The organism is Phaeobacter sp. 11ANDIMAR09 (assembly GCF_001294455.1).
Classification (GTDB): Bacteria; Pseudomonadota; Alphaproteobacteria; order Rhodobacterales; family Rhodobacteraceae; genus Pseudophaeobacter.
In genome coordinates this window covers 23,537-43,181 of sequence record NZ_LIKT01000031.1, presented here as the reverse complement: position 1 = coordinate 43,181, position 19,645 = coordinate 23,537, and the positions used below count along the sequence as shown (strand labels likewise).

Below are 19,645 nucleotides of genomic sequence, written 5' to 3'. Positions count from 1 at the left end.
GATGGCCTCCTTTGTGATTGAGGAAGGTCCGCGAAAATTGCGAACCTTCCAATATCTTGTCGCTTACGCGAATTTTGCCTGGATTTCGTCCGAGATGTTCTGCGGTACGGGATCGTAATGCGAGAACTGCATGGTGAACTGGGCGCGGCCCGAGCTCATCGAACGAAGGGTGTTGATGTAACCAAACATGTTGGCCAGCGGCACGTTTGCGTCGATCGCAATCGCGTTGCCACGTGGTTCCTGGCCGGAAACCTGACCACGACGGGAGGTCAGATCGCCAATGATACCACCAGTGTATTCTTCTGGTGTGATCACTTCCACTTTCATGATTGGCTCAAGCAGCTTGGCGCCAGCTTTGCGCATGCCTTCACGCATACACATACGTGCCGCGATTTCAAAGGCCAGAACCGAGGAGTCCACGTCGTGGAACTTACCGTCGATCAGAGCAACTTTGAAGTCGATCACGGGGAAGCCGGCGAGCGGGCCAGAATCCATCACCGAGTTGATGCCTTTTTCGACACCTGGGATGTATTCTTTTGGAACCGAACCACCAACGATGCGGGATTCGAAGGAGTAACCTTCGCCTGCTTCGGTGGGCGAGATGATCATCTTCACTTCGCCGAACTGACCGGAACCACCAGACTGTTTCTTGTGGGTGTAGGTATGTTCAACTTCGTGACCGATGGTCTCACGGTAGGCAACCTGAGGCGCACCAATGTTGGCCTCAACCTTGAATTCCCGCTTGAGACGGTCAACCAGGATGTCCAGGTGAAGTTCGCCCATGCCCTTCATGATGGTCTGACCGGACTCAATGTCGGTCTCCACACGGAAGGATGGATCTTCAGCCGCCAGACGACCCAGACCCTGAGACATTTTCTCTTGGTCCGCTTTGGTCTTTGGCTCAACCGCGATCTCGATAACCGGATCGGGGAAGGTCATGGTTTCCAGAACCACCGGCTCGTTGGCAGCACAGAGCGTGTCACCTGTGGTGGTGTCTTTCAGACCCGCCAGCGCGATGATGTCGCCCGCAAATGCTTCCGTGATCTCTTCACGGTCATTCGAGTGCATCATCATCATCCGGCCAACACGCTCTTTACGACCTTTGGTCGAGTTCAGCAGGGTGTCGCCCTTGTTCAGGACACCGGAGTAGATCCGGGTGAAGGTCAGCGAGCCAACAAAGGGGTCGTTCATGATTTTGAACGCCAGGCCAGAGAACGCCATTTCATCATCCGCGCGGCGGGCAATGTTACGGGTTTCTGTTTCGTCACCTGGTGCAAAACCCATGTAATCAACAACGTCCAGCGGGCTGGGCAGATAGTCGATCACAGCGTTGAGCAGCGGCTGAACACCTTTGTTTTTGAAGGCAGAACCACCCAGAACAGGAACAAAGGCCATCTCGAGAGTACCTTTGCGCAGCAGTTTGCGCAGGGTCTCAACGTCGGGCTCTTCGCCTTCCAGGTAGGCTTCCATGGCGTCGTCGTCCATTTCGACGGCAGCCTCGACCATTTTGGAGCGCCATTCGTCAGCCAGCTCTTTCAAGCTGTCACGGATAGGCGCTTTGATCCAGGAGGCACCAAGGTCTTCACCCTGCCACAGCCATTCTTCCATGGTGACCAGGTCAACCTGACCTTCCAGCTCGGTTTCGGCACCGATAGGGAAGGCAACAGGAACAGCATTTGCCCCTGTACGGTCTTCGATCATGTGAACGCAGTTGAAGAAGTCCGCGCCGATTTTGTCCATCTTGTTGACAAAAACCATACGTGGAACCTTGTAGCGATCAGCCTGACGCCACACGGTTTCGGTCTGGGGTTCAACACCAGCGTTGGCGTCCAGAACACAGACAGCACCATCGAGAACCGCCAGCGAACGCTCAACTTCAATGGTGAAGTCAACGTGGCCAGGGGTGTCGATGATGTTCAGACGGTGCTTGGGCGTGTCAGCCGTGGCGCCATCTTCGGTGCGTTCCCAGAAAGTGGTGGTCGCAGCCGAAGTAATGGTAATACCGCGTTCCTGCTCCTGCTCCATCCAGTCCATGGTGGCCGCACCGTCGTGCACCTCACCAATGTTGTGGGACTTGCCTGTATAGTACAGGATGCGCTCGGAGCAGGTGGTTTTACCTGCATCGATGTGCGCCATGATGCCGAAGTTACGGTAATGGTTGAGTGTATACTCGCGTGCCATTGGTCTAATGTCCTTTGGAAATTACCAACGATAGTGGCTGAACGCTTTGTTCGCTTCGGCCATCTTGTGGGTGTCTTCACGTTTCTTGACAGCAGTACCGCGCGACTGAACAGCATCCATCAGCTCGCCTGCCAGGCGCTCTTCCATGGTGTTCTCGTTGCGCTTGCGCGCTGCGGTGATCAACCAGCGGATGGCCAGGGCTTCGCGACGCTCGGGACGAACTTCGACGGGAACCTGGTAAGTCGCACCACCCACACGGCGGGAGCGAACTTCGACCGAAGGTTTGATGTTATCAAGAGCTTCGTGGAAAACTTCCACAGGAGCGCGCTTGATCTTGCCTTCAACGCGGTCAAACGCGTTGTAGACGATCTTTTCTGCAACCGACTTCTTACCGTCGATCATCAGGTTGTTCATGAATTTGGTCAGAACGCGGTCACCAAACTTTGCGTCTGGCAGTACTTCGCGTTTTTCAGCGGCGTGACGACGTGACATATCAGCCTCTCCTTCTTACTTAGGACGCTTCGCGCCGTACTTCGAACGACGTTGTTTACGGTCTTTGACGCCCTGGGTATCCAGAACACCGCGCAGGATGTGGTAACGAACACCTGGAAGATCTTTTACACGGCCGCCACGGATCAGAACCACAGAGTGCTCCTGAAGGTTGTGGCTTTCACCCGGGATGTAGGAGATCACTTCGAAACCGTTGGTCAGGCGAACCTTGGCAACTTTCCGCATCGCGGAGTTTGGTTTCTTAGGTGTGGTGGTGTAAACACGTGTGCATACGCCGCGTTTCTGCGGGCACTGCTCCAGGTGCATCGACTTGGAGCGTTTGATTTTTGGCTGGCGCGGCTTGCGGATCAGCTGTTGGATCGTTGGCATTCCGGTTCTTTCCCCGTTTCGCAACTTTGGTCATGCATGCTCGGATGAGCATACGGCTAGGTCTTCATGCGCTTGAGCGTCCGCAAGCGCAAAAACCGCAATCGCTTCCATTCCGAGGTAAGCGACGCGGTGGTTTTTCAGAGGATCCGGGTGATAAAAGTTCCCGAACCTTGGTCCACAACAATATAGATTTCGGCTATAGGGGCGACCCCCGAGTTGCCGGATAGGCGCGCGTATATGGGGAGTCGCGGGGCTTGTCAACTGCAGCGCGGCAAGTCCGCTAAGGCAGAGCAGCTTGCGCGCCCTTCGCTGCCATGCATAGTTGTGCAGGCAGTTCCCCTATACAGCTTTTCAGGACATCGTACATGCAGGTTATTGGTCTTTGCCGCTTCTCCTATCCCGCCATTGGCGGTTTTCAGGTTGAGCACGCCTCGATAGAAGAGCGCATTGCCTTCCTCTACGCTGAAAAGCGCCTGGAGGAGCGGTTTCAATTGATGGAAGCCATCGCCCTGCCCTGCCTGCGCGAACAAACCGATCAGGACTTTGAGCTGATCATAGTTATCGGGGACAGCCTACCCGCGCATCACGTTTCGCGGCTGCGCGATCTTTGCGCTGATATTCCCCAGATCACCATTCATGCCGAACCACCGCGCAAGCAGCGCGAGGTGATGAAGGAAATCCTGAACCGGGCCCGGCGCGATCCCAAAGCCCCCTGCCTACAGTTTCGCCATGACGACGATGACGCCATCTCGGTGGATTTCGTCGAGCGATTTCGCCAGACGCTAGACGACTGTCCTGGGCTGGTGGCCAAAAACAAAACTCTGGCGGTGGATTTCAACCGCGGCTACATCGCCGAGCTGGGCCCCGAAGGTATCGCCGCCACCGAGATCCACCGGCCCTATTATGTCGCCTCCCTGGGGATGTATGTGCGCGGGAACTGTCCATTGACGATCATGAACTTTGCCCACGAAAAGATCCTGCGCTTTATGCCCACGGTCACCATCAGCGATGCGCCGATGTTTGTACGCAGCCACAATGGCTATAATGATTCACGGCAGAAAAAGGTAAAACCCGTGCCTGTCACCCCGATTGATGACGCGCTTGCGGCGGCTTTTGAGGCGCGGTTTGCCCTGCGTCAGGACGAGGTGCGCCAGATCTTTGCCCCAAAGGCCTAGCGGCGGGCCTGCTGGCGCTCGCGGTACAGGGTGAACAGACCAGCGCCCACCACCAAACTGCCCCCCATCAGGGTGAGCACATCCGGCCAGTCGCCAAAAACCAACCAGCCTAGGATCAGCGCCCAGAGCAAACCAGTGTAGCGAAAGGGGGAAACCACGGCCACATCACCCACACGCATGGCCATCACCGAACACAGATAGCCCAGCAAGATGATGCAGGCCGCCCCGGCGAGCAGGCTCAGCTGCCCTGCCGAAACAGGCGCCCAGTCCTGAAAGAAACTGTAGCCAATGCCAAACATCAGCACGGATAGAGAGGCCAGAACTGTCACCGTCATCGAGGGTACAGCCGCCGACATGCGACGCGTCACCAGGTCCCGGAGGGTGACACAGGCCACGGCCCCCAGCGCATAGAGCGAGGCCGCGTCAAAGCCCTCGGGGCCGGGGCGCACAATCAACAGCATGCCGCAGAAACCGACCAGGATCGCCAGCATCCGCCGCCATCCCACGGCCTCCTGAAACAACAGGGCCGCGCCCAGGGTCACAGTGAGGGGCAACATCTGCAAAACAGCTGTGATATTGGCGATGGGCATCCGCATCAGAGCCGTGAGAAACAAAAAAGTCGCGCCACCTTCAGCCAGACAGCGCAGGGCCACCAAGCCCCAGTCCCGACGGTCAAGCCGCAGGTGCAGGCTGCCCTGATAGCGGGCAAAGGCATAGATCAACAGCGAGGCCATCGCCCCCCGCAGAACCAGAATCTGGGACAGGGGCAGGCTGGTGCCAATCGCCTTGATCAAGGTATCATTAAAGGTAAAGGCGGCCATCGCCCCCATCATCAAAAACGCGCCTCTTTGGTTGGCTGTCATCCTCACAGCGCCCTTAGCGCGTCTAGGCTCTGCCCAAAATGGGCTTTCAAACAGGCATCCATCTCGGCGGGTTCCATGCGTCGGGTGATCCCGCTCTGCGCCGGCTCGGATTTATTGTCGCCATGGATCGTGCGGATGTAGGCGGGCGCCTGCATATCTGAGTAAAGATTGAAATGGCGCGCCAGTTTGCGGTGGTTGAACTTATAGGGGTTGGCGCCACTGCCCAGAGGCGTCACCAGCGCGGTGCCCGCCGACAATGGCGCCTGTTCGATGGCATCAAAGATCTCTGCCCCCTCCGGGGTGGCCTGCAAATAGAATCCGCGGTTATGGGCAATCACAAACGAAGTTTCGGCAGGCTGCAGCGGCAAAAGCCCGGTTGCTAGCGCCCGGGTGCGGCGGACAAAATCGAGATCCACCGCGTCATCATCATCCAGCCGAAACAGGATACGGTGGCTGGCGTCATTTACCGGAATTGAGTCATACCCCTGTTTCAACAGCCGATAGTGATTGCGGGTGCCAACCGGGCGCAGGTGCATGTTGTCATAGGGGGCCAATAGATCCTGTAAGCGGTTGAGATAGATCTCTGGCATTGCTTTGGCGGTCAGCACCACAAGATCAAAATCGCCATCAGTTTGCTGCACCAGTGACGGCAGGCAGAGCTTTTCAAAGATACTAAAGCGCAGCTCCATGCGGTCTTCGTCAAACAGATGCCGGGCTGTCTGTTTCAGATTGGAAAACCGTTCAGAGTAATAGGTGGGCGTCAGCACCGAAAAGCGTACCAGCCCGACCATGTTCATGCGCTGCGTCATTCTTCCCCCTGCCCTCTGACGTGCCAAAACAAAATGGCTTTTGGCGGTCTGCCCTCAGGGTAGATAGCCTATGCTTGCCCCCGGCACAAAAAGAAACCCCCGCAGCGAACTGCGGGGGTTTCAGTCTTAACCATCAGAGCCCTCAGGGGTCTGAAATCAATCGCGGCTTTCTGGTGTATCCACCAGATTGTCGAAGGTGTCGCTTGCCAGGTCGTCTTCGACCACAGGCGCGGCCAATGCGGCGGCGGCTTCGGCTTCTTCGCGACGGGCCTCAAGAACCACATTGTCACGGCCCTGCGCGATGTGACGCACGCGCTGGGTTGCACCACCGGTCCCGGCTGGGATCAGGCGACCAACAATGACGTTCTCTTTCAGACCAACCAGTTTGTCCTTCTTACCCTGAACCGAGGCTTCGGTCAGAACCCGGGTGGTCTCCTGGAAGGAGGCCGCCGAGATGAAGGAACGTGTCTGCAACGATGCCTTGGTGATCCCAAGCAGGATCGGCGCGCCCTTGGCAGGGCGTTTGTTGCGCGACAGCGCCTTTTCATTGGCTGCGACGAATTCGGCCTTGTCGACATGTTCACCTTTGAGCAGCGTGGTTTCACCCGAGTCCGAGATCTCCCACTTCTGCAGCATCTGGCGCACGATGACTTCGATGTGCTTATCGTTGATCTTCACACCCTGCAGGCGATAGACGTCCTGCACTTCGTCGATCATGTAGTTCGCCAGGGCTTCGACACCCATGATGCCCAGGATGTCATGCGGTGCTGGGTTGCCGTCCATGATGTAATCACCCTTCTGGACAAAGTCACCTTCCTGAACAGGAATGTGCTTACCCTTGGGCACCATGTATTCAACGGCATCCAGCGACTCATCCGCAGGATCAATGGCGATGCGACGCTTGTTCTTGTAGTCGCGGCCAAAGCGCACGTAACCATCCAATTCGGCGATGATCGCGTGATCCTTGGGACGACGGGCTTCGAACAGTTCTGCAACCCGTGGCAGACCACCGGTAATGTCCTTGGTCTTGGCGCCTTCACGCGGGATACGCGCGACAACGTCACCAGCCTGAACCGCTTCGTTGTCCTCAACAGAGAGAACAGCATCCACGGACATCGGGTAGGTCACAGGGTTACCATTGTCGAGACGCATAGGCTCGCCATTGGCATCCACCAGAATGATCTCTGGCTTGAGTTCGCTGCCTTTGGGGGCGGCGCGCCAGTCGATCACGATTTTCTGGGTCATACCGGTTGCTTCATCGGTTTCATCGCGCACAGCGATACCCGAAACCAGATCGACATATTTGGTCGTACCGGCCTTTTCGGCGATGATTGGCAGGGTATAGGGATCCCATTCAAACAGTTTGTCGCCACGGGCAATTTGCTGACCCGCCTTGACGAAGAGTTTGGAACCATAGCTCAGCTTGTGGCTGGCGCGTTCTTCACCGTGCTCGTCCTGGATGATCATCTTCATGTTACGACCAACAATCAGAACATCTCCATCGGAGTTCTTCAGAGTGTTTTCGTTTTCAAAGACGATCTTACCTTCATGGCTGGCTTCCTGGAAGGACTGCTGACCACCCTGAGCAACGCCGCCGATGTGGAAGGTCCGCATCGTCAGCTGTGTACCAGGTTCACCAATCGACTGCGCGGCGATAATGCCGACAGCTTCACCGGTGTTGACCATGGTGCCGCGTGCAAGGTCACGACCATAACACATGGCGCAGACGCCTTCTTCGGCCTCACAGGTCAGAGGTGAGCGAATACGCATGGTCTGAACACCAGCTTCTTCGATGGTGTCGGACAGGCGCTCGTCGATCAGCTGACCCGCAGAGGCCAGGATCTCGTCGGAGCCGGGGCGTTTGACGTCCTCTGCCACAACACGACCAAGGATGCGCTCGCCAAGGCTTGCCACCACTTCACCGTCATTGACCGCAGCCGAAGCCGTGATCGAGTTTTCGGTGCCGCAGTCACGATCGCGCACGATGCAGTCCTGTGCGACGTCAACCAGACGACGGGTCAGGTAACCCGAGTTCGCGGTTTTCAGAGCCGTATCCGACAGACCTTTACGGGCACCGTGGGTGGAGTTGAAGTACTCCAGAACCGACAGGCCTTCTTTAAAGTTCGAGATGATCGGTGTCTCGATGATGTCGCCGTTTGGCTTGGCCATCAGACCACGCATACCGCCCAGCTGTTTCATCTGCGTAACCGAACCACGCGCACCGGAGTGAGCCATCATATAGACTGAGTTCGGCTCTGCTTCGGACCCATCTTCGTCCCGGTTGGAGGTCGAAATCGTGGTCATCATCGCATCAGTGACGCGATCGTTACACTTGGACCAGGCATCAACAACTTTGTTGTACTTTTCGCCCTGAGTGATCAGGCCGTCCATGTACTGCTGTTCAAAGTCCTTCACCAGGCTGCGGGTCTCGTTGACGATGGGCCATTTGGTTTCCGGAATGACCATGTCATCCTTACCAAAGGAGATCCCGGCCTTGAAGGCCTCGCGGAAACCCATGGTCATGATCTGGTCACAGAAGATCACCGACTCTTTCTGACCACAGTAGCGGTAGACGGTATCGATGACCTGCTGCACTTCTTTCTTCCGCAGCAGACGGTTGACCAGCTCAAATGGCGCCTTGGCGTTCTTTGGCAGCAATGCGCCCAGCTTGATCCGGCCAGGGGTGGTTTCAAAGCGGGTCAGAACCTCGTTGCCTTCTTCGTCGATCTGAGGAAGGCGCGCGGTCACACGGCTGTGCAGGTGAACTTCACCAGCGTCCAGAGCGTGCTGTACTTCTTCGATGTCACCAAAGACCTTACCTTCACCGATCATGCCTTCACGGTCCAGGGTCACATAGTAGAGACCCAAGATCATATCCTGCGAAGGAACGATGATTGGCGCGCCGTTTGCAGGCGACAGAACGTTGTTGGTGGACATCATCAGAACACGGGCTTCCAGCTGGGCCTCAAGGCTCAGTGGAACGTGAACAGCCATCTGGTCGCCATCAAAGTCAGCGTTAAAGGCCGAGCAGACCAGCGGATGCAGCTGGATCGCCTTGCCTTCGATCAGCGTGGGTTCAAACGCCTGAATGCCCAAACGGTGCAGCGTCGGCGCACGGTTCAGCATGACAGGGTGTTCGCGGATCACCTCATCCAGGATATCCCAGACTTCAGGACGCTCTTTTTCCACCAGCTTTTTCGCCTGCTTCACGGTGGAGGACAGACCTTTGGCCTCCAGGCGCGAATAGATGAAGGGCTTGAAGAGTTCGAGCGCCATCTTTTTGGGCAGGCCACATTGATGCAGCTTCAGCTCAGGACCGGTCACAATGACCGAACGGCCGGAGAAGTCGACGCGTTTCCCCAAAAGGTTCTGACGGAAGCGACCCTGCTTACCTTTCAGCATGTCGCTGAGCGATTTCAGCGGACGCTTGTTGGCACCGGTGATCACACGACCACGGCGGCCGTTGTCAAACAGCGCATCGACAGATTCCTGCAGCATCCGCTTTTCGTTACGGACGATGATGTCAGGGGCGCGCAGTTCAATCAGACGCTTCAGACGGTTGTTCCGGTTGATCACACGACGGTACAGATCGTTCAGATCCGAGGTCGCAAAACGGCCCCCATCCAGCGGCACCAGCGGGCGCAGTTCTGGTGGGATAACCGGGATCACGGTCATGATCATCCACTCTGGACGGTTGCCGGATTCCAGGAAGGATTCCACAACTTTCAGACGTTTGATGATCTTCTTGGGCTTCAGCTCGCCGGTGGCTTCAGCCAGTTCGGCGCGCAGGTGCTCTGCCTCGGAGTCCAGATCGATGGCCGCCAGCATTTCGCGGATCGCTTCTGCACCGATATTGGCGGTGAAAGCATCCATGCCATAGGCATCCTGAGCGTCCATATACTCTTCTTCGGTCATCATCTGGCCATAGGTCAGATCAGTCAGACCTGGCTCGATAACGACGTAGTTTTCAAAGTACAGCACCCGTTCCAGATCGCGCAGGGTCATGTCCAGCATCAGGCCGATGCGCGATGGCAGCGACTTGAGGAACCAGATATGCGCAACTGGGGCGGCCAGTTCGATATGGCCCATGCGCTCGCGGCGCACTTTCTGCAGGGTAACTTCAACACCACATTTCTCGCAGACAACGCCGCGATACTTCATGCGCTTATATTTACCACACAGGCATTCGTAGTCTTTGATCGGGCCAAAGATACGGGCACAGAACAGACCATCGCGCTCAGGCTTGAAGGTCCGGTAGTTGATGGTTTCTGGCTTTTTGATTTCGCCATAGGACCAAGACAGGATCCGTTCCGGCGACGCCAAAGAGACTTTGATTTCATCAAAGACTTTTGTGGGCGTCAACGGGTTGAACGGGTTGTTGGTGATTTCCTGGTTCATTTGTGTTTCCTCAAATTTGTGCGGAAGGGTGGAGGGAAGTAAGGGCGGGCGCCCTTACTCCTCTTCCTCCGCATCCAGGAGTTCCATGTTCAGGCCGAGGCCACGGACTTCTTTGACCAGAACGTTGAAGCTTTCGGGTACGCCCGCTTCAAAGTTGTCCTCGCCCTTGACGATCGATTCATAGACCTTGGTCCGACCGGCAACGTCATCCGATTTAACGGTGAGCATTTCCTGCAGGGTATAGGCGGCGCCGTAAGCTTCCAGAGCCCAGACTTCCATTTCCCCGAAACGCTGACCACCAAACTGCGCCTTACCACCCAATGGCTGCTGGGTAACCAGCGAGTATGGGCCTGTGGAACGGGCGTGGATTTTGTCGTCAACCAGGTGATGCAGTTTCAGCAGATACTTGATGCCGACGGTCACTGGGCGGGCAAACTGCTCACCGGTACGACCATCATACAGAACCGACTGACCAGAGGAGTCGAACCCAGCGCGCACCAGCGCGTCGTTCACGTCAGCCTCTTTGGCACCGTCAAAGACAGGTGTCGCAATTGGCACACCGCGGGTCACATTGCCTGCCGCCTCAAGAAGATCGTCTTCGGACATGTCCGCCAGACCTTCTTCATAGACGTTTTCGCCATAGGCATGCTTCATCGCGTCGCGAACAGGGGTCAGATCGCCGGAGCGACGGAATTCCTGCAGCGCATCATCCACCTGGATGCCCAGACCGCGTGCGGCCCAGCCCATATGCGTTTCAAGAATCTGACCAACGTTCATCCGCGAGGGAACGCCGAGCGGGTTCAGACAGAAATCGACAGGGGTACCATCCTGAAGGAACGGCATGTCCTCCATGGGAACCACTTTCGAGATCACACCTTTGTTGCCGTGACGACCAGCCATTTTATCACCAGGCTGAAGCTTACGCTTCACGGCGATAAAGACTTTGACCATCTTCATCACACCGGGTGGCAGATCGTCACCACGGCGGACTTTTTCGACCTTGTCTTCAAAACGGGCATCCAGAGCGCGTTTCTGCGCTTCGTACTGCTCGTTCAGAGCCTCGACGATCTTGGCGTCCTCTTCTTCTTCGAGGGCGATCATCCACCACTGGCCACGGCTCAGTTGCGACAGGGTATCTTCGTCGACGGCGGCACCGGTGCGCACACCTTTGGGGCCTTTGACGGCGGTTTTACCCAGCAGCACGCTGCGCAGACGGGCGTAGATGTTGCGGTCCAGGATCGCGAGCTCATCGTCGCGGTCACGCGCCAGACGCTCAACTTCTTCCCGCTCGATCTGCAGCGCACGTTCGTCTTTTTCCACACCGTGACGGTTGAAGACGCGGACTTCGACGATTGTGCCGTAGTCACCGGGCTTCACCCGAAGGGAGGTGTCACGCACGTCCGAGGCTTTCTCACCAAAGATGGCGCGCAGCAGTTTTTCTTCTGGCGTCATCGGGCTTTCGCCCTTTGGTGTGATCTTGCCGACCAGGATATCACCGGGTTCAACATCAGCGCCGATGTACACGATGCCAGCCTCGTCGAGGTTGCGCAGCGCTTCTTCACCAACGTTGGGGATGTCACGGGTGATCTCTTCTGGGCCCAGCTTGGTATCACGGGCGGCGACTTCGAATTCTTCGATGTGGATCGAAGTAAAGACGTCATCACGGGCGATACGCTCGGAGATCAGAATGGAGTCTTCGTAGTTGTAGCCGTTCCAGGGCATGAAGGCCACGACGACGTTTTTACCCAGCGCCAGTTCACCGATATCGGTGGAGGGGCCATCAGCAATAACTTCGCCCTTGCGGACTTCCTGGCCCACACGCACCAGCGGACGCTGGTTGATGCAGGTGTTCTGGTTCGAACGCTGGAACTTGCGCATGCGGTAGATGTCTACGCCTGCGTCACCCAGTTCGAGATCAGATGTAGCGCGGATAACGATACGCTGGGCATCGACCTGGTCGATGATACCGCCGCGTTTCGCCATGATCGCCGCACCAGAATCGCGGGCCACAACTTCTTCGATACCGGTGCCAACCAATGGGGCCTCGGCGCGCAGAAGTGGAACCGCCTGACGTTGCATGTTCGAGCCCATCAAAGCCCTGTTCGCATCGTCATTTTCCAGGAACGGAATAAGCGAAGCCGCAACCGATACCAGCTGCTTGGGCGAAACGTCGATCAGATCAACGCTTTCGCTTGGCGCCAGCGTGTAGTCACCAGACTGACGGGTCGAGACCAGATCATTGGTGAACTTACCGTTTTCATCCAGCGAAGCGTTGGCCTGTGCCACAGTGTGGCGCATTTCTTCGGTCGCCGACATGTAGTGCACTTCGTCAGTCACCTGACCTTCGTTCACAACGCGGTAGGGCGTCTCAATGAAGCCATATTTGTTCACACGGGCAAAGGTCGCCAGGGAGTTGATCAGACCAATGTTTGGACCTTCCGGCGTTTCAATTGGACACATCCGGCCATAGTGGGTCGGGTGAACATCTCGCACTTCAAAACCGGCACGCTCACGGGTCAGACCGCCAGGCCCAAGCGCCGAGAGACGGCGTTTGTGGGTGACTTCCGACAGCGGGTTGGTTTGGTCCATGAACTGCGACAGCTGCGAAGAGCCAAAGAATTCACGTACCGCAGCTGCGGCTGGTTTGGCATTGATCAGATCCTGTGGCATCACAGTGTCGATCTCGACAGAAGACATCCGCTCTTTGATCGCGCGCTCCATGCGCAGCAGACCAACGCGGTACTGGTTTTCCATCAGCTCGCCAACAGAACGCACACGACGGTTGCCCAGATGGTCGATGTCATCGATACCACCACGGCCGTCACGCAGATCCACCAGGGCCTTGATGCAGGAGACAATGTCTTCCTTGCGCAGGGTCCGCTGAGTGTCTTCGGCGTCCAGAGCCAGACGCATGTTCATTTTCACCCGGCCAACGGCCGAGAGATCATAGCGTTCGGAATCAAAGAACAGGGTGTCAAACAGCGCCGAAGCTGCTTCGACGGTGGGCGGCTCGCCTGGGCGCATCACACGGTAGATATCCATAAGCGCGGTGTCGCGACCCATGTTTTTATCCGCCGCCATGGTGTTGCGCATGTAGGGGCCAACATTGACGTTGTCGATGTCCAGAACAGGAATGTCGGTAACACCGGCATCCATCAGCTCTTTGACGGTACCACCAATGATGTCGCCATCCTTGTCGTATTCCATGGTCAGCTCATCGCCGGCCTCAACGTAGATCGCACCGTTCTCTTCGTTGATAATGTCCTTGGCGACAAATTTGCCAATGATATTCTCAAATGGAACCAGAAGATTGTTGATCGCGCCCTCGTCGATCATCTTCTTGACCGCGCGCGGTGTTACCTTTTTGCCAGCTTCGGCAAAGATCTCACCGGAGGCCGCATCGACCAGATCAAAGGTCGGGCGGGTGCCACGGACGCGCTCAGGGAAGAAAGGCGTCACCCAACCACGGCTCTTATCGAGCGAGTAGTTTACGGTGTTGTAATAGGCATCCATGATGGCTTCCTGGTCCAGCCCCAGTGCATAAAGCAGGGTGGTCACAGGCAGCTTGCGGCGACGGTCGATCCGCGCATAGACGATGTCTTTGGCGTCGAATTCAAAGTCCAGCCAGGAGCCGCGATACGGGATGATGCGGCAGGCAAAGAGCAGTTTACCCGAAGAATGGGTCTTGCCTTTGTCGTGGTCAAAGAACACGCCGGGCGAACGGTGCATCTGGGAAACGATAACACGCTCGGTGCCGTTGACGACAAAGGTGCCATTGGGGGTCATCAAAGGCATGTCGCCCATGAAGACGTCCTGTTCCTTGATGTCCTTCACCGACTTGGCGCCGGTATCTTCGTCGATATCAAACACGATCAGACGCAGAGTGACCTTCAGCGGTGCTGAATAGGTCATATCGCGCTGCATGCACTCTTCGACGTCGTATTTGGGTTTTTCAAACGCGTATTTCACGAATTCCAGAACGGAGGTTTCGTTGAAATCCTTGATCGGGAAGACCGACTGGAAGACGCCTTTGATCCCTTCACCGTCGAGCGGCTCTGGGGAATCTCCGGAACGGAGAAACAGGTCGTAAGAGGATTTTTGCACCTCAATAAGGTTCGGCATATCCAGCACTTCGCGGATTTTGCCATAGTATTTACGTAGACGTTTCTGGCCAAGGAACGTTTGAGCCATGTCAGATGTCACCTTTCGAGTTCTCACCGGTCAAGACTGCTGCCGGGCCACAGCATCTTGCCCATACGAGACAGCGGGGTTGGATCTATTCATGGCCACCGTCCCGAAGGTGGCCTCCCGATCCCATGAACCGCGCCTGAGAAAGGGCCATTAACAAAGGCCCTTGCTAAGACAGATTCGGCTGGACCCGAATTTCTTCGGATCCAGCCTGACATTCGTTTGGAAAGCTCCCCCTATAGGGCGCTTTCCATAGTGGCTTAGGCCAGCTCGACTTCGGCGCCAGCTGCTTCCAGCTTGCCTTTGACTTCTTCGGCTTCGTCTTTCGACACGCCTTCTTTGATCTTGCCGCCAGCTTCGACCAGCTCTTTGGCTTCTTTCAGGCCCAGACCGGTGATGCCGCGAACTTCTTTGATCACGTTGATTTTCGAAGCGCCGGCGTTCTTCAGAACGACGTCGAATTCGGTTTTCTCTTCAGCTGCGTCGCCACCGGCGTCGCCGCCAGCTGCCATTACAACTGCGCCGCCAGCGGCGGGCTCGATGCCATACTCGTCTTTGAGGATGGTTTTCAGTTCTTGTGCTTCCAGCAGGGTCAGGCCCACGATGCTTTCTGCGAGTGCTTTCAGATCAGCCATTTTATCAGCTCTTTCCGTTTTCAGTGTATGTGTTCCAACGTGCGGGATATTTCCCCACGCCAGTCATTCAGTGCCAACCGCTTACGCAGCTTCCGCCTTCTCTTCGATGGTCGAAAGGATGCTTGCGATATTGCTTGCAGGTGCGCCAATGGCCCCAGCGATGTTGCTTGCAGGTGCGCCGATGCAGCTTGCGATCTGAGCAATAAGCTCGTCGCGCGAAGGCATTTTCGACACAGCTGTAACACCAGCCCGGTCCAGAGCGTTCTCACCCATTGCGCCGCCAAGAATTTCGAATTTCTTGTTCTCTTTGGCGAAATCCTCGGCAACCTTGGCCGCAGCCACAGGATCCTCGGAGTAGGTCAGAACGGTCATCCCTGTCAGCAGGTTAGACATGCTTTCACACGGCTTACCCTCGAGGGCGATTTTGGCGAGCCTGTTTTTGGCAACACGCACGGCACTACCAGCATCGCTTGCGCGCGCTCGTAGGTCCTGCATTTCAGCAACTGTCAGACCGGCGTAGTGAGCAACCACCACGACGCCAGAGCTTTCGAAGATCTGGCCGAGTTCCTCGACCAATTTCTCTTTCTGGGCTCTATCCACAGTTCTCTCCAAATCTGGGGTGTAAACACCCCGGCTCATTGATGTGCCAGACAAAACTGCCTGACGTTCAAGTCCGTTTTACGGGGTAGCCAACGTCGCCCGAGAGTATGAAAACCCTCGATCTTATTTGTCTTTACCCGTCTCAGGAGGGAAATTAAGACCCGATCGACAGGTCACCCACCATCTTGGACGAAATGAAATAAAGCGCACGACGAATCGCACGCTTTATCTCTTGGTCGTATTACTGCCAATTTGAGGAATTTCCAAGTGGTAAATCGCTCTACAGCGCAGAAGCAAGGTCTCATCAGGAAAACTTGCACCTGCCTTAGCAGATCGCCCCTGCTAAACAGAAAATGGGCGACGCCATCAGCGCCGCCCAGTCCCTATTCACATTGGCAGATTGCCGGTCTCACTCAGAGACAGCAGCATCCACGTCCAGAGTCACACCAGGGCCCATTGTCGAAGACAGAACGATCTTCTTCATGTAGGCACCCTTGGCGCCCGAAGGCTTGGCCTTGGCAACGGCGCTAATGAAGGCCGAAACGTTTTCTGCCAGCTTGGCTTCGTCAAAGGAGGCTTTGCCGACGCCAGCGTGCACAACACCGCCCTTTTCAGCTTTGAACTGAACTTCGCCGCCTTTGGCCGCTTCAACAGCGGTTTTGACATCCATGGTCACGGTGCCAACTTTGGGGTTTGGCATCAGGTTGCGTGGGCCAAGGATCTTACCCAGACGACCAACGATGGGCATCATGTCAGGGGTGGCAATGCAACGATCGAAATCGAGATTGCCGGCCTGGATGCTTTCCATCAGGTCTTCTGCGCCGATCACGTCTGCGCCAGCCGCCTTGGCTTCATCAGCCTTGGGGCCACGAGCAAAGACTGCAACGCGCATGGATTTGCCGGTGCCGTTTGGCAGACCAACAACGCCACGAACCATCTGGTCCGCGTGACGGGTGTCAACGCCGAGGTTCAGAGCGATCTCGATGGTCTCGTCGAACTTCGAGGTTGCATTGGCTTTCACCAGAGCAACAGCTTCAGCAACGGTGAGGTTGGCTTTGCCAGCAACTGCTTCGCGTGCGGCGCGGGTACGTTTTCCGAGCTTTGCCATCTTACTTCACCTCGATGCCCATGGAGCGGGCGGAGCCCAGGATGATCTTCATCGCCGCTTCGATATCGTTGGCGTTGAGATCTTTCATCTTTGCTTCGGCGATTTCTTTCACCTGAGCAGCGGTCACGGTACCAACGGTTTCACGCGAAGGTGTCTTGGCGCCGGATTTAACTTTGGCAGCCTTCTTCAGGTAATAAGACGCAGGCGGCGTCTTGATGTCCATGGTGAAGGACTTGTCCTGATAGTAGGTGATCACGGTTGGGCAAGGCGCACCTGGCTCCATATCTGCGGTCTTGGCGTTGAACGCCTTGCAGAATTCCATGATGTTGATGCCGCGCTGACCCAGGGCGGGTCCAACTGGCGGGGAGGGGTTTGCCTGACCTGCAGGAACCTGCAGTTTCATCGAACCAACAAGCTTCTTAGCCATTTGGTTGTCCTTTCAACTCGGGTGAAACGCGTTTCACCCAGTGGATGTTGCGTGGTCCGACCAGAGATCGCGATCTCCGAATCTCCCACGAGAGAATCTCGCCCTAAGACGATAAGGCGGCGTTTACAGGGGAATAATGCAGCTGGCAAGCGGACAAGCACACCAAAAGCCTGGATATACTCGCCCCTCTTTGAATTTGGCGGCTCATTCAGGCGATCGGCACCCCAAACATGCCCCGGGCACTGCCTTCGTCAGCCCGCTTAAGTCGCCGCTTCGATGGCTCAAGCCCCTCACGTAGCTGATCATCACTCGTGAGGACAGGAAGGTCGCGCTCCTCTTTGGACAACAAAATTGTCCGCGCTCCCGTTGAACCGTCGAACCGGTACATATGCATGGTTTGCCAGCTAAAGTGTCCGCCCCTCCATAGGTTCCCGATATCGGAGACAAAGTTGTGGCATTGCTGGTTCTCCATCAGCAAAACAAACCGGTCTGCCGAATTAACCATATTCGCCAAGGCAACAAAGTGGCTCACAGCCGTGTGGATGTGCATCAGCACGGTTTGACTGTAAACAAAGTCTGCGCGTGGCCAGTGGTGGGAGAACGGCATAGTAAGATCCTGCAGAGAAAGGCTCTTGGCCAATTCAGGGTGCCGCTTTGCAGCCAGATCCAACTGCGTCTGTCCCCGGTCCGCACCTGAAAAACTGATGTCTGGGTACAGGGCCCTACCATTGGCCAAATGATCTCCTGCACCGCAGCCAACCTCGTGGACAGACCGGGGCTGGAGCTGCCCGATTGCCTCAAGAATTGCCTGCTGATTGGGGTGAATAGGCCGACCAGATGCAACAACACGACCGGTGGCACCATCAAAGCTCAATTCGCCAGACTTAGCGACCGCTTGATTTTCTTGCTCGACAACTCCAACCAACCTGCGCTCGTAAGAGTCCGCCGTGTAGGTGTTCCAATCAAAATCATCATCATAAAACTTGCGTGACTTATAGAAAAATCGACCCCGAAGCGACATGCTTAGCCCCCCCCTTCCAAATAAATTAGACTGCACCCAGTGCAACATGAGCCCTCATAGCACGCCGTGAGAGGTGCTGCATACAAACAAGTGATGGAGCTGTGATCGGCCCTAATCCAGTTTGGAGCTAGATGCTTTTCATCACTGATTGGGCTAGGCTGGACCTTTGGAGCGTTCAGTACGCTTCGTCAGGGGCTGACTGCAGGCAGGTCCTGGCCGTGTCGCCCTTTATGCAAATAGGGCAAGCTCACACCTCCCCCTTGTTTGAAACAAAAACGCCGCCAGCCTTGGGGGCTGCGCGGCGTTCAAATTCCAGCTCGGCGAACAGGATCAGCTCTGTTTGGTCACCTGAGTGTAGTCCAGTTCGACCGGGGTTTCGCGGCCAAAGATGGAGACCGAAACCTTGAGCTTCTGCGCCTCATCGTCGACACCCTCGACCATACCGTCGAAGTCCTCAAAGGGACCGTCGTTGACCTTGACCTTATCACCGATCTCAAAGGAGATCAGGGTACGTGGTGCTTCGACACCCTCCTCAACACGGCCCAGGATGCCCTGGACTTCGGCGTCCCGCATTGGCATCGGGCGGCCCTGCGGACCCAGGAAGCCGGTAACCCGGTTGATCGAAGAAATCAGATGATAGCCACGGTCAGACATTTCCATGTGGACCAGAACATAACCCGGCATAAAGCGACGCTCAGTCGAGACCTTTTTGCCGCGACGGATCTCGATCACCTCTTCGGTGGGGACCAGAACCTCGTCGATTTCGTCCTCAAGCCCCTGTTCGGCAACCGAGGTGCGAATCTGCTCTGCGATTTTCTTTTCGAAGTTCGAAAGAACGCTGACCGAATACCACCGTTTCGCCATGAACCTGACCGTCCTTGTTTTACCGGGCGAGAGAGTATCTGCGCCACCAGTGAGTTAGAATTTCCAACGTGAACCATTGCAAGCACATAGAGTGGCTTAACAAAAATCGGCGCGCAACACGAATCGCCGCGCGCCCACATCAGAGGTTCCGGCTCAACTACCCGCCAATGGGGGCAAGATCAAGAGCCTGGAAGGGATTTGTGCGCCCCTAAAGGCCCACAACCTGGATGCTCAGCAAATCCTGGATCTCGCGATGGCTGGCAAAGCAAACCAAGCCGCGCCTCCCAAGGGACTGCCTAGCCAAACATGCCCAGAATGCCCTGCAAGCCAAAGCGGATCAAAAGATCAACCAGAGCAAAGAACACGGCTGTAAGGGCTGCCATGATGAAAACCATGACGGTGGTCAGCAGAACTTCGCGGCGGGTAGGCCAAACGACCTTGCTCACCTCGGCGCGAACTTGCTGGATGAACTGAACGGGATTGAGTGTGGCCATTGC

The 19,645-nt window shown here is 56.2% G+C and carries 15 protein-coding genes; 1 reads left to right on the top strand and 14 read right to left on the bottom strand.

What is annotated here, in order from left to right; genetic code table 11:
• Positions 1–63: 63 nt before the first annotated feature.
• The 3 genes from fusA to rpsL are packed head-to-tail and all read right to left on the bottom strand — an operon-like array spanning position 64 to position 3,060.
• Complete coding sequence (gene fusA / locus AN476_RS19610; protein ID WP_054463469.1) at positions 64–2,181, bottom strand: elongation factor G; 2,118 nt, start codon at positions 2,179–2,181, stop codon at positions 64–66.
• A gap of 21 nt (positions 2,182–2,202) precedes the next feature.
• Positions 2,203–2,673, bottom strand: a complete 471-nt coding sequence (gene rpsG, locus AN476_RS19605) for a 30S ribosomal protein S7 (protein ID WP_009810699.1) — start codon at positions 2,671–2,673, stop codon at positions 2,203–2,205.
• Between the two features lie 15 nt (positions 2,674–2,688).
• Positions 2,689–3,060, bottom strand: coding sequence for a 30S ribosomal protein S12 (gene rpsL, locus AN476_RS19600; protein ID WP_009810698.1), 372 nt, complete (start codon positions 3,058–3,060; stop codon positions 2,689–2,691).
• A gap of 365 nt (positions 3,061–3,425) precedes the next feature.
• On the opposite strand from rpsL, the gene AN476_RS19595 reads away from it, so the two are divergent.
• A complete protein-coding gene (locus AN476_RS19595) occupies positions 3,426–4,235 on the top strand; it encodes a putative rhamnosyl transferase (RefSeq protein WP_054463468.1) in 810 nt (269 codons plus the stop codon).
• On the opposite strand, the gene AN476_RS19590 is transcribed toward AN476_RS19595, so the two are convergent.
• From AN476_RS19590 to secE, 11 genes are all read right to left on the bottom strand, one after another.
• Complete coding sequence (locus AN476_RS19590) at positions 4,232–5,098, bottom strand: DMT family transporter (protein WP_054463467.1); 867 nt, start codon at positions 5,096–5,098, stop codon at positions 4,232–4,234. The genes AN476_RS19595 and AN476_RS19590 overlap by 4 nt on opposite strands.
• A 2-nt stretch (positions 5,099–5,100) precedes the next feature.
• Entirely contained in the window at positions 5,101–5,907 is an 807-nt protein-coding gene (locus tag AN476_RS19585; protein WP_054463466.1) for a glycosyltransferase, read from the bottom strand.
• A gap of 156 nt (positions 5,908–6,063) precedes the next feature.
• On the bottom strand, positions 6,064–10,305 hold the full coding sequence (gene rpoC, locus AN476_RS19580; protein WP_054463465.1) for a DNA-directed RNA polymerase subunit beta': 4,242 nt from the start codon (positions 10,303–10,305) through the stop codon (positions 6,064–6,066).
• A 54-nt stretch (positions 10,306–10,359) separates the two neighbouring features.
• Entirely contained in the window at positions 10,360–14,496 is a 4,137-nt protein-coding gene (rpoB, locus tag AN476_RS19575) for a DNA-directed RNA polymerase subunit beta (RefSeq protein WP_054463464.1), read from the bottom strand.
• A 257-nt stretch (positions 14,497–14,753) separates the two neighbouring features.
• Positions 14,754–15,128, bottom strand: coding sequence for a 50S ribosomal protein L7/L12 (rplL, locus tag AN476_RS19570; RefSeq protein ID WP_054463463.1), 375 nt, complete (start codon positions 15,126–15,128; stop codon positions 14,754–14,756).
• 81 nt (positions 15,129–15,209) lie between these two features.
• A complete protein-coding gene (gene rplJ / locus AN476_RS19565) occupies positions 15,210–15,728 on the bottom strand; it encodes a 50S ribosomal protein L10 (protein ID WP_039966257.1) in 519 nt (172 codons plus the stop codon).
• A gap of 409 nt (positions 15,729–16,137) precedes the next feature.
• Positions 16,138–16,836, bottom strand: coding sequence for a 50S ribosomal protein L1 (gene rplA / locus AN476_RS19560; protein ID WP_054463462.1), 699 nt, complete (start codon positions 16,834–16,836; stop codon positions 16,138–16,140).
• 1 nt (position 16,837) lies between these two features.
• Positions 16,838–17,263, bottom strand: a complete 426-nt coding sequence (gene rplK / locus AN476_RS19555) for a 50S ribosomal protein L11 (protein WP_009810689.1) — start codon at positions 17,261–17,263, stop codon at positions 16,838–16,840.
• 208 nt (positions 17,264–17,471) lie between these two features.
• Positions 17,472–18,284, bottom strand: coding sequence for a class I SAM-dependent methyltransferase (locus tag AN476_RS19550; protein WP_157063817.1), 813 nt, complete (start codon positions 18,282–18,284; stop codon positions 17,472–17,474).
• A gap of 330 nt (positions 18,285–18,614) precedes the next feature.
• Entirely contained in the window at positions 18,615–19,148 is a 534-nt protein-coding gene (gene nusG / locus AN476_RS19545) for a transcription termination/antitermination protein NusG (protein WP_054463460.1), read from the bottom strand.
• A gap of 296 nt (positions 19,149–19,444) precedes the next feature.
• On the bottom strand, positions 19,445–19,642 hold the full coding sequence (gene secE, locus AN476_RS19540) for a preprotein translocase subunit SecE (protein ID WP_054463459.1): 198 nt from the start codon (positions 19,640–19,642) through the stop codon (positions 19,445–19,447).
• Between the last annotated feature and the right edge of the window lie 3 nt (positions 19,643–19,645).